This is a genomic window from Streptomyces sp. NPDC002144 (genome assembly GCF_053593695.1).
The window spans coordinates 250,780-265,203 of the sequence record NZ_JBSFDB010000006.1 but is presented as its reverse complement, the minus strand read 5'-3'; the positions used below and the strand labels follow the sequence as shown (position 1 = coordinate 265,203).

Annotated in this window: 11 protein-coding genes; 6 read left to right on the top strand and 5 right to left on the bottom strand. The window is 72.1% G+C overall.

Annotation, left to right across the window (positions count from 1 at the left end; translation table 11 throughout):
* Window positions 1–11 precede the first annotated feature (11 nt).
* Window positions 12–647 carry an MBL fold metallo-hydrolase gene (locus ACWCQ1_RS11900; protein WP_451026371.1) on the top strand — a complete coding sequence of 212 codons (636 nt, stop codon included), beginning with the start codon at window positions 12–14 and terminating at the stop codon, window positions 645–647.
* Between the two features lie 52 nt (window positions 648–699).
* The gene (locus tag ACWCQ1_RS11895) at window positions 700–1,491 is read left to right on the top strand and encodes an exodeoxyribonuclease III (protein ID WP_358596522.1); all 792 of its coding nucleotides are present in this window, start codon (window positions 700–702) and stop codon (window positions 1,489–1,491) included.
* A gap of 10 nt (window positions 1,492–1,501) precedes the next feature.
* Here the strand turns inward: ACWCQ1_RS11895 and ACWCQ1_RS11890 are convergent, their stop codons facing one another.
* Entirely contained in the window at window positions 1,502–3,265 is a 1,764-nt protein-coding gene (locus ACWCQ1_RS11890; RefSeq protein ID WP_451026370.1) for an SGNH/GDSL hydrolase family protein, read from the bottom strand.
* 163 nt (window positions 3,266–3,428) lie between these two features.
* On the opposite strand from ACWCQ1_RS11890, the gene ACWCQ1_RS11885 reads away from it, so the two are divergent.
* Window positions 3,429–3,836, top strand: a complete 408-nt coding sequence (locus tag ACWCQ1_RS11885) for a DUF6278 family protein (RefSeq protein WP_358596516.1) — start codon at window positions 3,429–3,431, stop codon at window positions 3,834–3,836.
* Window positions 3,837–3,999: 163 nt separating this feature from the next.
* Here ACWCQ1_RS11885 and ACWCQ1_RS11880 read toward each other — a convergent pair whose 3' ends face one another.
* Together ACWCQ1_RS11880 and ACWCQ1_RS11875 are read right to left on the bottom strand one after the other, a co-directional pair.
* Window positions 4,000–5,565: a CocE/NonD family hydrolase gene (locus ACWCQ1_RS11880; RefSeq protein ID WP_451026369.1), complete on the bottom strand. Its 1,566-nt coding sequence runs from the start codon at window positions 5,563–5,565 to the stop codon at window positions 4,000–4,002.
* 114 nt (window positions 5,566–5,679) lie between these two features.
* Complete coding sequence (locus tag ACWCQ1_RS11875) at window positions 5,680–6,438, bottom strand: hypothetical protein (protein ID WP_207929657.1); 759 nt, start codon at window positions 6,436–6,438, stop codon at window positions 5,680–5,682.
* A 144-nt stretch (window positions 6,439–6,582) separates the two neighbouring features.
* Between ACWCQ1_RS11875 and ggt the strand changes: the two genes are divergently transcribed.
* Complete coding sequence (gene ggt, locus ACWCQ1_RS11870; protein WP_358596507.1) at window positions 6,583–8,388, top strand: gamma-glutamyltransferase; 1,806 nt, start codon at window positions 6,583–6,585, stop codon at window positions 8,386–8,388.
* Window positions 8,389–8,399: 11 nt separating this feature from the next.
* On the opposite strand, the gene ACWCQ1_RS11865 is transcribed toward ggt, so the two are convergent.
* Both ACWCQ1_RS11865 and map read right to left on the bottom strand, forming a co-directional pair.
* Complete coding sequence (locus ACWCQ1_RS11865; RefSeq protein WP_358596504.1) at window positions 8,400–10,922, bottom strand: ATP-dependent Clp protease ATP-binding subunit; 2,523 nt, start codon at window positions 10,920–10,922, stop codon at window positions 8,400–8,402.
* 275 nt (window positions 10,923–11,197) lie between these two features.
* Window positions 11,198–11,968, bottom strand: coding sequence for a type I methionyl aminopeptidase (gene map, locus ACWCQ1_RS11860; RefSeq protein WP_133041786.1), 771 nt, complete (start codon window positions 11,966–11,968; stop codon window positions 11,198–11,200).
* A 57-nt stretch (window positions 11,969–12,025) separates the two neighbouring features.
* On the opposite strand from map, the gene ACWCQ1_RS11855 reads away from it, so the two are divergent.
* The gene (locus tag ACWCQ1_RS11855; protein ID WP_133041787.1) at window positions 12,026–12,277 is read left to right on the top strand and encodes a helix-turn-helix domain-containing protein; all 252 of its coding nucleotides are present in this window, start codon (window positions 12,026–12,028) and stop codon (window positions 12,275–12,277) included.
* A gap of 126 nt (window positions 12,278–12,403) precedes the next feature.
* The gene (locus ACWCQ1_RS11850) at window positions 12,404–14,296 is read left to right on the top strand and encodes a hypothetical protein (RefSeq protein WP_451026368.1); all 1,893 of its coding nucleotides are present in this window, start codon (window positions 12,404–12,406) and stop codon (window positions 14,294–14,296) included.
* The last annotated feature ends 128 nt before the right edge of the window (window positions 14,297–14,424 follow it).

The following is a 14,424-nucleotide window of genomic DNA, read 5'->3' as shown; positions in this document are numbered from 1 at the left end:
AGGATGGAGCCATGAAGCTCACGAAGATGTCCCACGCGTGCGTGCGTCTCGAGAAGGACGGGCGGACGCTCGTCCTCGACCCGGGCGGATTCAGCGAGCAGGACGCCGCCGCCGGCGCGGACGCGATCCTCGTCACGCACGAGCACGCCGACCACTTCGACGAGGGCCGGCTGCGGGCGGCCCTGGAGGCCAATCCGGCCGCCGAGATCTGGACCCTGAAGTCGGTCGCCGAGCAGATCTCGGCCGCCTTCCCGGGCCGGGTGCACACCGTCGGCCACGGTGACGCCTTCACCGCCGCCGGCTTCGACGTGCAGGTCCACGGCGAGCTGCACGCCGTGATCCACCCGGACATCCCGCGCATCACCAACGTCGGCTACCTGATCGACGGCGGCACGGTCTTCCACCCCGGCGACGCCCTCACCGTCCCCGGCCGGCCGGTCGAGACGCTGATGCTGCCCGTCATGGCCCCCTGGAACAAGATCTCCGAGGTCATCGACTACGTCCGCGAGGTGAAGCCGCGGCGCGCCTACGACATCCACGACGCCCTGCTGACCGACCTCGCCCGCCCGGTCTACGACCGTCAGATCGGCGGCCTCGGCGGCTCGGAGCACCTGCGGCTGGCACCGGGCGACTCGGCGGAGGTCTGAGCCGGACGGGCGGGAGGCCGCGTTGTCGTACCCGCCCGGTAGGTTGTGGGGCATGCGCATCGCGACCTGGAACGTGAACTCGATCACCGCCCGCCTGCCGCGGCTCTTGGCCTGGCTGGAGAGCAGCAACACGGACGTGCTCTGCCTCCAGGAGGCCAAGCTGGCCGAGGAGCAGTTCCCCTTCGAGCAGCTGCGCGAGCTGGGGTACGAGGCGGCGGTGCACGCGACCGGCCGGTGGAACGGCGTGGCGGTGCTCTCCCGCGTCGGCCTGGAGGACGTCGTCAAGGGCCTGCCCGGCGACCCCGGTTACGACGGCGGTGTGGAGCCCCGTGCCGTCTCCGCGACCTGCGGCCCGGTCCGCGTCTGGTCGGTGTACGTGCCGAACGGCCGTGAGGTGGACCACCCGCACTACGCCTACAAGCTCCAGTGGTTCGAGGTGCTGAGGGCGGCCGTCGCCGCAGACGCGGCCGGCGGCCGTCCCTTCGCGGTCCTCGGTGACTACAACGTCGCGCCGACGGACGACGACGTCTACGACGTGGCCGCCTTCGAGGGCCTCACCCATGTCACCCCGGCCGAGCGCGCGGCCCTCGCCGCCCTGCGCGAGGCGGGCCTGTCGGACGTGGTCCCGCGCCCCCTGAAGTACGACCACCCGTTCACGTACTGGGACTACCGTCAGCTCTGCTTCCCCAAGAACCGCGGCATGCGCATCGACCTGGTGTACGCCAACGAGCCCTTCGCGAAGGCCGTCACCGACGCGTACGTGGACCGGGAGGAGCGCAAGGGCAAGGGAGCCTCGGACCACGCCCCGGTGGTGGTCGACCTGGACGTACCGCTGGCGCCCTGAGCCCGCGGGCTCACGGCCTCAGCGTCCGCAGGTCCACCGAGTCGGCCAGTGCCGCGAGCCCCGCGTCTCCCGGGTGCAGATGGTCCCCGCTGTCGTACGCCGGCAGCATCCGCGCGGGCCGCTCCGGGTCCCGCAGGGCCGCGTCGAAGTCCAGCACGGCGTCGAAGGCGCCGCTGCCCCGGATCCAGGTGTTCACCGCGACCCGCTCGGCGTCGACGGCGGCCGGGCACCGGATCTCGCCGGCGCAGGGCAGGATGGTGGCCGCCAGCACCCGCAGCCCCCGCGCGTGCGCCCGGTCGGCGATCTCCCGCAGCCCCGCGACGACCTGCCCGGCCGTCGCCAGCCGGCGCACGTCGTTGACGCCCTCGAAGACGATCACCGTACGGACCGAGGCCTGCGCGAAGGCGTCCCGGTCCAGCCGGTCGAGGGCGCTCACCCCGGAGGCGTCCGTGGACACGCCGTCACCGGGATACCCGTCGGCGACCACACGGTTGGCGGAGATCCCCTGGTTGAGCACCCCATAGTGCGGGACCACGAACTGCGAAAGCAGCCGGCGGGCCAGCACATCGGGCCACCGCCGGTTCGCGTTCGGCGTGGACCGGTCGCCGTCGGTGATCGAGTCCCCGATCACCACCACCGATCCCGGCCCGCCCCGCACGTCCACTCCGGTCAGCAGCGGCCAACCGGAGAGCACGGTCGTGTAGGCCGCCGCCGAGGCGTCGGCCGTGTGATCGCCCGGCACGCTGACGTACGACTGCTGCACGGCGAGCCGGTGCACGGGCGCCGCCGTCACCGTGTCCGGCAGATGGAAGCTCACCAGCAGATTCGTGTCCGCGGGCACGGTGAAGCCGAGCGGGTCGCTGAACGCCTGTGCCCCCGCCGGGATCTCGACGCCCGCCGCCCCGCCGAAGGCCACCGGCACCGGCACCTCCCGTGCCGCGGCCCCCTCGGCCTGCACGGCGACCGTCGCGCCGCCGATCCGCACCGGCGCCTGCGCGAAGGTGTTGTCGAAGCGCAGCCGTACCCGCGGCCCGCCCACCGAGGTGTGCACCACCAGCCGCACCGTCCGGTCGCTCCACGGCCCCACGGCCTGATAGCCGGACGTGGCCGCCGCCCAGGTCCCGGTCCAGCCGGCCCCCGACGCCCGCACCGCCAGCGCGAACACATGCACCCCGGCCGCCCGGGGCAGCCGTACCGAGACGACCGGACGTCCCCTGACCAGCGGCACCGTCACGACGTACAGCCGGGTCCGCCCGGCGACCGGGCCCGCGGGTGTGTTCCGGTGCGGCAGCGCGACGGCCTTGGTGGCGAGCGGACCGGTGCGCCAGTCGGGCACCGCCAGCCGGTACGAGGAGCGGGTGCCGTCCGCGTACGTCACCTCGCCGACGCCGCCCACGGTGGTACCGCCCGTGCCCGCCACCAGGAAGGCGAGGGCGTCACCGCGTCCGCGCAGGCGCACCTGCTGTCCGTCGGCCAGGACGTTGTCCGGCTCGCCCGGCTGACGGAGCGGCCAGGTCAGCCGGGCGCCCTGCACGGTGAGCGTGCGGCCGGGCGTCCAGCCCGCGGCGGTGAGGTCCCGGGCCGACAGGGAGGCACCGAGACCGTCGAAGTCCGCCGCGTCCGGGCGGGCGTCGTCGCTGACCGCGGAGTTGTCGAAGAGCCGTTCCAGCGGCCGCGGATCCGCCCGGCCGGAGGCGCCCGCGGCCGTCGGGGCCGGCACCAGGGCCGCGAACAGGGCGATGACGATCGCGCATCCTGGTGCGGGTCGACGCAACTGCGGTTCCTCCCGCTCACCAAGGGGACGAAAGACGCAGGTGAAGCTAGAGAGACTGCGGACGACCGTCAACGAGCCATGCGCGGACCGCCGCGAAATCACCCCGAAGTGAGCACCCGCGCGCCTGTGGTGCGTACGAGGGTGCGAATGACACGCTGGGTGTATGAAGATCCCTTTTCTGGGCGACCGGCACGAGAAATACGGCGACCTCGATCCCGAGGGCATCGCCGAACTCCTCGCCGAGTGCGAGCTGCTGCGCTCCCTGGCTGCCGAGGAGGGTGTCCGGCTCGACGACACCGTCGACTCGTTGGAGGCCCTCGACCAGCTGCTGCCGCGCTGGCGGGACGAGGAGGAGAACGAGCCCTGGCTGGGCAACGACGCCGGCCTCTATCTGGGCACCGTCATCGTGCGGGGCGTGCCCGGCGCCGCCTGGGAGATCCGGTCGGACGGCCAGCCGGTGATCCGGCTGGAGTCCGGCCGCGAGTTCGACGTCGTGGAGTCGGGGCACGAGTGGGCCGCGAGCGGGGCCCCCGAGCTGTCGCAGGTGTATGCCGAAGTCGCGGAGACGTGATCCTTTGGCCCGTGAATCGACGTAAATACGGCTAATGCCCGATAAGTGCGTGTCGGGTTATCGCCTCCACTCCCGTCCGGTTAGTTTGCGGCAACCACGACACAGCCGGGAGTGAGTGAGCAAGGGGGAGATCACACCGTATCCGCCCGGCGGCAGCCGGAGATCACTGCTCGCGCAGCGGGATCGACACGTACGACGGGTCGTTCGCCGGCGAGGAGAAGGTCAGCTGCGCGCCGGACGGGTTGTGTTCGATGTACAGAGGATCCACCGTGTCGACGACCAGCGCGAGACGGTGCCCCGCCGGGACGTCGTAGGCCGTGGAGAACAGCTCCAGGTCGACGCCGAACGGCCTTCCGGGGGTCCGTCCGTGGAAGGTGTAGGGCGCGTTGCTGACCAGCTTGCCCAGGCCGAGCGGCCCCACGTCGTAGAGGTAGGCGACGAGGGTGCCGCTCTCGTTCGTCGGGGTGAGGGTGGTGTGCAACCTGGCCGTGCCGCGCACGTGTTGGGCCGTGCCGTACCGCTCCGACTGCCACACGGCGGCCCAGCGGCGGGGGAGCAGCGGGATGGACGCGACCGGCGGGAGCTGCGCGACCTGGTCGAGGATGCTGGAGAGGAAGACGATCCCGCCGTCCGCCCCGGAGTCGACGTTGGTGTGGATCGTGGTCGGGCCGGCCAGGGCGATCTTCCGTTCGGTCGCGGCGACCGACTTCCAGTCCGGATACCCCTCGTAGCCGCCCGTGGAACGGGACTTGAGCTGGACCGGCTGCTCCCGGTCGATGCCGTTGTCCGCCCCCTTGAGGTAGTGGTCGAACCAGCGCCCGGTGTCGCTCCACACGTCGTTGGGCACGCCGAACAGACCGGTCAGTTCGGGGGTCGCGTGATCGCCGGGGCGGAACTCCAGTCTCTTCGGACCGGTCAGCCTCTCGTAGAAGTCCGCGTACTCGTTGGGCGGAAAGACCGTGTCGCCCCAGGAGTTGGCGAGCATGACCGCCGTGCCGTTCTTGTTCAGCTGGTCCACATAAGTGACGGGGGAACGTTTCTTCCCCCAGTCGACGAGCTCCTGCTCCTTCGACAGGTTGGAGGCGTAGAAGTCGTCGAAGAGCTGGCGCACTGCGGGGTCCTGCCGGCCGGTGACCACGCTCACCCCGTCCAGCAGCGCCGCTGCCTGCACGTGCTGGGTGCGGCCGGAGTAGATCGAGCCGATCAGGTCGGCCCAGCCGCTGAGCGAGGCGACCGCCTTGATCCGCTTGTCGTGCGCGGCCGCGAGCAGACTGATGCCGGCGCCGTAGGAGACACCCGCCATGCCGATGTGCCCTGCGTCCGCGGGGGTGTTGGCGAGCGCCCAGTCGATGACCTTCGAGGCGTCGGCGGTGTCGGGCGGTCCGGCCACCTCTATCTCGCCGCCGGACTGCCAGAAGCCGCGGACGTTGTAACCGACCACCACGTAACCGGAGTCGGCGAGCTTCTGAGCCTGGGCGAGGTACTCGACCTGCGGGAAGCCCCAGCTGGTGGGCAGGACGAGCAGCGGGTAGCGGCGGGTGCCGTCCGCGCCCGGGGGCAGGACGACGTTCGCCTTGAGCACGGTGCCGCCGTCGCCGGTGATGTCGACGAAGCGGACGGCGCTCGCGGCCTGCGCGGTGGGGGCGACCCCGAGGACCCCGCCGGCGATCAGCGTCGCGGAGACGGCTCCCACGGCGGTCGTACGCAGGGCGTTGCGGCGATGTCCCACGGTCACTCCTCACTCGGACAGTGCAAAGTGACCAGACGGTAACCGCGGCACCTTACTTGAGGTAACCCGCCGGTAAGTTACGTGCCAGTAACGATTGTTGTGGTGTGAATCAATTCAGGACGCGCGGTGGGAGTTGCGTGGAGCCGCCGGAGCGGGGAGCGGGGTCTTGGCCTCCCGGGTCACGTCCGCGACCAGTTCGACCACGTCCGGGCCGTACGCCTGCGAGTTGACCACCTTCAGCAGCAGCACGAAGGAGTCGTCGCCGTGCTTGCGGGCCAACCGCTCGTGGTTGCGGGCGAGATAGCGGGTGGCCGCCTGGTTGGTGATCGCGGTCTGGCCGCAGAAGAGGAAGACCGGGCGCGCCCGGGGGCTCTGGTCGACGGTGAGCCGGGCCAGCAGCGCGTACTCCTCCCGGCCCGGCTCCACCCGGTAACGCTCGGTGCCGACCTGGAAGGCGCCGCGGTCGGGACCCGGCTCGGGGTCCACGTTCACCCGCACGCCCGGAAGCAGGGAGGCCAGATGCGCCATCATGCGGCGGTTCGAGGCCGGGCCGCCCACGCAGAACTCGGTGCGCTCGCCGAAACCCTGACGTGCCGCGTCGTGCGGCAGTACCTGTGCGTGGGCGTGGCAGTCCTTGATCAGGGCGGAGAGTTCCAGCAGCGCGAACACGTCGTAGCGCATCACGGTCAACTCGGGCCCGCCGGCTCCTCGGTTGACCACCAGCAGCGACTCCGAATTGTCCGGCAGCCCGAAGAACGCCTGCTTGCGGCGGAGTTTGCGCCGCCACAGATACGTACGGGCCAGCCAGCCGAGCGCGGCGGAGATGCCGGCGGCGACCACACCCAGGACGATGTTGCGCACGTCGTCGTTCATGGGCGCGCATGGTAGCGGTCCGACGTGGCGGGTACGTACCGGTGTTCGATGTGTGGCGTTCGCGTGACAGGAGCCGGAAGGGGTCTGTCGAGGCCCCGTGTGATGTGGTTACGCTGCGCGGACGGTCTTGGACTGGAGGTAGTGATGCGTCGCCCTGTCGCGCGGAAACTGTCGGTCCTGGCGGTCTCGGCCGCCGTGGTGTCGGTGGGAGCGGCGGCCCCGCCGACCACTCCAACGAGCGGAGCACTGGCGAAGGTTCCGGTCCAGGTCGGCTACGGCGGCGCGGTCGCCAGCGTCGACGCCGACGCCACCGCCGCCGGAATCGAGGTACTGAGGAAGGGCGGCAACGCGGTCGACGCGGCCGTCGCGACGGCCGCCGCGCTGGGCGTCACCGAGCCCTACTCCTCCGGCATCGGAGGCGGCGGCTACTTCGTCTACTACAACGCCAAGTCCCGTACGGTGCACACCATCGACGGCCGGGAGACGGCGCCGCTGACCGCAAACTCCCAGCTGTTCGTGGAGAACGGCAAGCCGCTCGCCTTCGCCGACGCCGTCAGCAGCGGCCTGAGCGTCGGTACGCCGGGCACGCCCGCGACCTGGCAGACGGCCCTGGACAAGTGGGGCAGCAGAAAGCTCGGCACGGTGCTGAAGCCGGCCGAGAGAATCGCCCGCGACGGCTTCACCGTCGATGACACGTTCCGTACGCAGACCGCGTCGAACGAGACGCGGTTCCGCTACTTCCCGGACACGGCGAAGCTCTTCCTGCCGGGCGGCCGGCTGCCCGTGGTCGGATCCACCTTCAAGAACCCCGAACTCGCCGGCACTTACCAGGAGCTGGGACGCAAGGGGGTCGGTGCGATCTACCACGGCGATCTCGGGCAGGACATCGTCGACACAGTGAACCGTCCGCCGGTGGACCCGGCCTCGGGCTGGAACGCGCGACCGGGCAAGCTCTCCGACAAGGACCTCGCCGGCTACCGCGCCAAGCTCCAGGCGCCGACCGAGACGGGCTACCGCGGGCTGAAGGTCTTCTCGATCGCCCCCTCCTCCTCCGGCGGCACGACGGTCGGTGAGGCGCTCAACATCCTTGAGAACACGGACCTTTCGAAGGCGAGCGAGGTCCAGTACCTGCACCACTTCATCGAGGCCAGCCGGATCGCGTTCGCCGACCGGGGGCGCTGGGTCGGCGACCCGGCGTTCGAGGACGTACCGACGCGGGGACTGCTGTCACAGCGGTTCGCCGACTCGCGGGCCTGCCTCATCAAGGACGACGCGGTGCTGACCAGCCCGGTGGCGCCGGGGGACCCGCGGCATCCGGCGGCGTGCGGCGCCGGCGGTACGGCGGCTCCGACGACGTACGAGGGCGAGAACACCACGCATCTGACGGTGGCCGACAAGTGGGGCAACGTCGTGTCCTACACCCTCACCATCGAGCAGACGGGCGGCAGCGCGATCACGGTGCCCGGGCGCGGGTTCCTGCTCAACAACGAGCTGACCGACTTCTCCTTCGCGCCGGCCAACCCCGCCGTGCACGACCCGAACCTGCCGGGACCGGGCAAGCGGCCGCGCTCCTCCATCTCGCCGACGATCGTGCTCGACCGGCACGACGTCCCCGTGGTGGCGGTGGGTTCGCCCGGCGGGGCGACCATCATCACGACCGTGCTGCAGGTACTGACCGAGTTCCTGGACCGGCACCTGCCGCTCGTCGACGCGATCGCCGCGCCGCGCGCCAGCCAGCGCAACGCCGCCAAGACCGACCTCGAACCCGCCCTCTACAACAGCGACGTGCGGAGCAGGCTGGAGGCCATCGGCCACGCCTTCTCGCTGAACCCGGAGATCGGGGCCGCCACCGGGGTGCAGCGGCTGCCCGGCGGCAAGTGGCTGGCCGCCGCCGAGACCGTGCGCCGGGGAGGCGGGTCGGCCCGGGTGGTCGACCCCTCGGCGCCGTAACCGCCCGCCCCTCACTGCCCCTTGTCCGTGAGGAACTCCAGGCGTCCGTCCTTGACGTCCACCGTGACCCGGCTGCCCTCCGCGATCGTCCCGTTGAGGAGCAGCCGGGACAGGTGGTTGTCGACCTCGCGCTGGATGGTGCGGCGCAGCGGACGCGCGCCGTACTCCGGCTCGAAGCCGCGCTCCGCCAGCCAGTCGACCGCCGCGGCCGTGAACTCGGTCGTGATGCCCTGGGCGTGCATCAGGCGACGGGTCTTCTCCAGCAACAGATCGGTGATCTGCCTGAGTTGATCACCCGTCAGCTGGCGGAATACGACGATCTCGTCGATGCGGTTGAGGAACTCCGGGCGGAAGTGGTCGCGCAGGGGGCGCAGGATCTGCTCCCGACGGGCCTCCTCGTCCGCTTCGGTGCCCGTCGAGCCGAAGCCGATGCCGGCGCCGCGCCGGCTGATCGCGTCCGAGCCGAGGTTGCTGGTCATGACGATCACCGTGTTGGTGAAGTCGACCGTGCGGCCCTGGGAGTCGGTCAGCCGCCCGTCGTCCAGCACCTGCAGCAGGATGTTGAAGACGTCCGGATGGGCCTTCTCCACCTCGTCCAGGAGCAGCAGCGAGTACGGGTGCCTGCGCACGACCTCGGTGAGCTGGCCCGCCTCCTCGTGGCCGACGTATCCGGGCGGGGCGCCGACCAGACGGCTGACGGTGTGGCGCTCCTGGTACTCGCTCATGTCCAGCCGGACCATGCGCTCCTCGCTGCCGAACAGGGCCTCGGCGAGGGCGCGGGCCAGTTCGGTCTTGCCGACGCCGGTCGGGCCGAGGAAGAGGAAGCTGCCGATCGGCCGGTCGGGGCTGGAGAGTCCGGCGCGGGAGCGCAGGACGGCCTCGGCGACCACGCTCACGGCCTCGTCCTGGCCGACGACCCGCTGGTGCAGATGCTCCTCCAGGCCGAGCAGGCGTTCCTTCTCCTCCTGGGTGAGGCTGCTGACCGGGATGCCGGTCTGCCGGGACACCACCTCGGCGATGGCCTCCGCACTCACCTCCAACTGTCCCTCATCGGCCTCCTCGTTCCCGGTCGCCGCTGTGATCTGCCGCTTCAACTCACCGATGCGGTCGCGCAGTTGGGTCGCCTGCTCGTACTGCTCGTCGGCGACGGCCTGGTCCTTGTCCCGGGTCAGCTGCTCGACCTCGCGCTCCAGGGTCCGTACGTCCGTGCCCTTGGTGCGGGCGCGCAGCCGTACCCGGGCGCCCGCCTGGTCGATGAGGTCGATGGCCTTGTCGGGCAGCCGGCGGTCGGTGAGATAGCGGTCGGACATCTCCACGGCGGCGACCAGCGCCTCGTCGCTGTAACTGACTTGGTGGTGGGCCTCGTAGCGGTCGCGCAGTCCGCGCAGGATCTCGATGGTGTCGGGGACGGACGGCTCGGGGACCAGGATCGGCTGGAAGCGGCGGGCCAGCGCCGCGTCCTTCTCGATCCGGCGGTACTCCTCCAGCGTGGTCGCGCCGACGATGTGGAGCTCCCCACGGGCGAGGGCCGGTTTGAGGATGTTCCCGGCGTCCATCGCCCCGCCCTCGCCACCGCCTCCGGCGCCGACGACGGTGTGCAACTCGTCGATGAAGACGATCAGTTGGTCGGAGTGGGCGCGGATCTCGCCGACGATGTTGTTGAGGCGTTCCTCGAAGTCGCCGCGGTAGCGGGTGCCCGCGACCACGCCGGTCAGGTCCAGGGCCACGACCCGGCGCCCGGTCAGCACGTCGGGCACGTCCCCGTCGGCGATCCGCTGGGCGAGCCCCTCCACGATGGCGGTCTTGCCGACACCGGCGTCCCCTATCAGCACCGGGTTGTTCTTGCCGCGCCGGGACAGCACCTCTATGGTCTGCTCGATCTCGTCGTCCCGGCCGATCACCGGGTCGATGCGGCCCTGCTGGGCCAGGTCGGTCAGGTCGCGGCCGTACTTGTCGAGGGTGGGCGTTCCGGTGGAGCGCGGCCGTTCGCCACGGGTCTGTGCCGCTTCGGGGGCCTCCGGCGGCAGGTTGGCCGGGGCGAACCGGGCGGAGTTGAGGATGTGCCCGGCGGCCGAGTCCGGGTTCGCGGCCAGGGCGCTGAGCACGTGCTCGGGGCCGATGTAGCCGGTTCCGCTCGCGCGGGCCAGCTCGTGCGCGTCGAGCAGGGCGCGCTTGACGGCCGGCGTGAGCGAGAGGGAGGTCGGCGCGGGCGCCTCGTCGGATGAGTGCTGGGCGGGGCCGGAGCGTTCGTCGATCTCCGACGCCAGCGAGTCGGGGTCCGCGCCGGCCCGGCTGAGCAGGCTGCGGGTCGGCTCGGTCGACAGGGCCGCGCGCAGCAGGTGCTGGGTGTCGAGGTCCCGGCTGCCGTGCTCGGCGGCGTACTGGGCTGCGCCGCGGACCAGTTCCCGGGCGGGCTGACTGAGCAGCCGGCCGATGTCTATCTGCCGGGGGCCCTGCCGGGGTCCGCCGAAGAAACGGGCGAAGAACTCGCTGAACGGGTCGTAGCCCTCTGGTCCGCTGAAGCCGCTGGTCATGGCGTTCCCATCCGGCGTCCCTGCGCGGGTCTGGGACACCCTCGCTGATCGACGTGCCGGGGCCGGGTAACCAGTGCCGCAGCCGGTTACACCTCGGGCGCGCGTCCGTAGAACACCTTCGCACGGATGGGGGGCGGTGGCACCTTCGTCGGTCCCGTCCTCGCCGGCGAAGTACCGCTCGCCCTTTGCGGTTCCGCTCGCTCTGTACCGACGACACGCCGCTCAGGAGTGGGCCGCCCGGTGCACCCGGCGTCTCCGATGATCAGGTGGGGAGGCTACCGGCGCTCGGTCAGGATGCGCGGGCCCGCGTCCATGATCGCCACCGTGTGCTCGACGTGGGCCGCGCGGGAGCCGTCGTTCGTGCGCAGGGTCCAGCCGTCCGGCGCCGTGTGCCAGTCGTCCTTGCCGCCGCCGATCAGCATCGGCTCGATGGCGATGGCCATGCCGTGGCGCAGCGGGAAGCCGCGGCCGGGACGGCCCTCGTTCGGCACGCCCGGGTCCTCGTGCATACGACGGCCGATGCCGTGACCGCCGAAGCCGTCCGGGATGCCGTAGCCGGCCGTCCTGCACACCGTGCCGATCGCGTGGGCGATGTCGCCGATGCGGTTGCCGACGACCGCGACCTCGACGGCGGCCGCGAGCGCGCGCTCGGCCGTCTCGATCAGCCGCAGGTCCTCGGGGCGAGGGGTGCCCACCGTGAAGCTGATCGCCGAGTCGCCGACCCAGCCGCCCAGTTCGGCACCGCAGTCGAGGGAGACGAGGTCGCCGTCGCGCAGCCGGTAGCCGGTCGGGATGCCGTGCACGATCGCGTCGTTCACCGAGGCGCAGATGACGGCCGGGAAGGGGACGGGGGCGAAGGAGGGGCGGTAGCCGAGGAAGGGGGAGGAGGCGCCCGCCTCCCTGAGCACCCCGCGGGCCACCTCGTCCAGCTCCAGCAGGGAAACGCCCACGTCGGCGGCTTCCCGTGCGGCCGTCAGGGCGCGCCCGACCACCTGTCCCGCCTCGTACATGGCCTCGATCGCTGTGTCCGTCTTGAGTTCCACCATGCCAATTAATATACCGGCTTATTCGACCGGGTTGAAATGCCGGATTAGAATGACGGCATGGTGCGCACCCCTCTCACCCCCGAAGAGCGCGAACGCGGCGAGCGGCTCGGCCGGATGCTCCGCGAGGCCCGTGGCGGGCGGAGCATGACGGAGGTCGCGGCCGAGGCCGGGATCTCAGCGGAGACGCTCCGCAAGATCGAGACCGGGCGGGCGCCGACCCCGGCCTTCTTCACCGTCGCCGCGCTCGCGCGGGCGCTCGGGCTGTCGATGGACGAACTGGTCGAGCGGTGCGCGCTGGTGCCGGTCTGACGCTTCTCGGTCAAGATCCCGCAATGAGGCGTCCGCGCGCCCGTTGAAAACTCCCCGTAGCAACCCCGTAACACGATTGGTGTTGCCTACGGAACCGGAGTGCTCCGGTCAGGCGGGAGTTGGGCGATGGCTGTTGATCAACTCCCGGGGCAGGTACGGGAGTTCGCGAACTACCTCAACGGCCTGCTGGCACGCCTCAACCAGTCCGGGGGCTGGTGCGCGGTGTTCTGGCAGCGCGACCCGGACGGCATGCGGGCCTGTCTCGACGGACGTGAAGTGCCACCGTGGGACGTGGTGGAAGCGCTGCTGCAGGATCTCGTCACCGAACGGGGTCCGGCCGTGGTGGCGCCCGAACTGGGGCGGGCCCGCGCACTGCACGCCGCCGCGCTCACCGCGTACGACGCCCGTCCCGGCGCACGTGACGCGCTCGGCGACCGGCTGGACGTCATGCTCCGCGAACAGCGCTACGCCGCCGAACGCCAGGCGCAGCTGGGCCGTCTGCTGGCCTCCGCGACCACCCGCGAGGAGGCCGACGCCCTCCGCCTCGACCTCGCCTGGGCCCGCGACGACCATGAGCGCGCCACCGCCCGCTGTGCGGAACTCCGGTCCCGGATGTCCGAGTTGGACCGACAGCTGGCGGGCGGCCGGGCCACCGCGATGCGCCGGGGACGGCTCGCGGGCGAGATGTACCGCGTGGACGGTGACCGCACACGTCAGGGCGCCCACGCCGGACGCCCCGGTGAAGAGGGGCGCGCCGGCACCTCCGCGGACGAGGGGCGCGGAGGCGGGTGGGGCGCACAGGACACCGGTTTCCCGCAGCAGCGCACCGCGCACGATCCCACGGCCGCGGGCGGCCCGCAGAGCGGCTACGGTCCCGGAACCCCGAGCGCGCGGGAGCACCGGGACGCGCACACCGACGCCGGGTACGCCCCCCGCCCCACGGGCACGACACACCCCGCGCAGCCCGCCCCGTCCCCAGCGCAACGACCCACTGCCGCCACCCAGCACCCGACCTCGGTCTTCGACCGCCCGGCCGCGCAGCCATCCGCTTCCGCGTTCGACCCGTCCACCTCCGCCCGACAGGCCCCCGCCGTACAACAGGCGGCCCCCGGCTTCGGGCACACGGCCTCGTCCACCCACCCGACCCCCGACTTCGGGCACCCCGGCCAGTCGACCCGGCCGGGTGTCGCCGCCGAGCCTCCCGCCCGGTCGACCCAGCAGGCCTCCGGCGCCCAGCCGTCCGCCCCGTCGGATTCCGCCCCCGCGCAGGAACCCCCCTCCCGTAAGCAACGCAAGCGGCGTCGGGGCAGTGCCCGGTTTGCCGGGATGGGGGAGGAGAGCGCGGGGGTCGTCGTGCCGCCCGGGGGTGTGGAGGTGCCGGCCGCCGCGGACGGTGCCGGTGGTCGTACGCCTCGGGGGGCGCGGTTCGCCGGGGGCGTGGAGGAGACGGGCGAGGGAGCGGCGGAGGGGGCTGTCGAGGCCCTCGACGCGGCGGCGGCCCGTGACGTCGGTGACACCGTGGAGCGGCTGGTGCGGTTGCGGGCCGAGGGGCGCAGCGGTGAGGCGCACGCGCTGCTCGTCGAGGTCGCCCACTGGCCCGCCGCCCGGTTCCCGCTGCTCGCCGCCGAGCTGCAGCGCGCGGGGCTGGGCGCCGACTGGGCGACGCTGCTGTGGGAGGCCGCCTCCCTGCCCGCCGAGCGGCTGGTCGGCGCCGCCGACGCCCTCACGGCGGCCGGCCGTGACGGCGACGGCGAGCAGATCCTCCGGCAGGGCGTGGCCCGGCCGGCCGGCGAGATCGGACGGGCCGTGCTGGAGCTGGCCGCCGACGGGCGCCGCCGTGAGGTCCGTGCGCTGCTCGACGCCTACGTCCGCGTCCGCACCCCCGAGGAGGCCGCGCGCAGTGCCGAGCCCGACCCGGGCATCCTCGTGCCGCTGCTGCTGGAAGCGGCGCGGGGCGTCTCGGACGAGCGACACTGGGATCTGGTGCACGCCCTCCGGGTCGCCGGCCTCGCCACCTGACCCACCCCGACGCCACCCCACCATCCCCGCCCACGACCCCTCCCACCAGCCCCGGCACTCACCCACCGGAGTGTGAAACGTGATCGACCCCGCGGGTTGACGACGATGGTCTTGGCAAGGCCGTCCCG

Coding starts and splice junctions, on each gene's coding strand:
- ACWCQ1_RS11850 (WP_451026368.1), top strand. CDS start 12,404: ATGGCTGTTGATCAACTCCCGGGGCAGGTACGGGAGTTCGCGAACTAC.
- ACWCQ1_RS11855 (WP_133041787.1), top strand. CDS start 12,026: ATGGTGCGCACCCCTCTCACCCCCGAAGAGCGCGAACGCGGCGAGCGG.
- ACWCQ1_RS11900 (WP_451026371.1), top strand. CDS start 12: ATGAAGCTCACGAAGATGTCCCACGCGTGCGTGCGTCTCGAGAAGGAC.
- ACWCQ1_RS11885 (WP_358596516.1), top strand. CDS start 3,429: ATGAAGATCCCTTTTCTGGGCGACCGGCACGAGAAATACGGCGACCTC.
- ACWCQ1_RS11895 (WP_358596522.1), top strand. CDS start 700: ATGCGCATCGCGACCTGGAACGTGAACTCGATCACCGCCCGCCTGCCG.
- ACWCQ1_RS11865 (WP_358596504.1), bottom strand. CDS start 10,922: ATGACCAGCGGCTTCAGCGGACCAGAGGGCTACGACCCGTTCAGCGAG.
- map (WP_133041786.1), bottom strand. CDS start 11,968: ATGGTGGAACTCAAGACGGACACAGCGATCGAGGCCATGTACGAGGCG.
- ACWCQ1_RS11875 (WP_207929657.1), bottom strand. CDS start 6,438: ATGAACGACGACGTGCGCAACATCGTCCTGGGTGTGGTCGCCGCCGGC.
- ggt (WP_358596507.1), top strand. CDS start 6,583: ATGCGTCGCCCTGTCGCGCGGAAACTGTCGGTCCTGGCGGTCTCGGCC.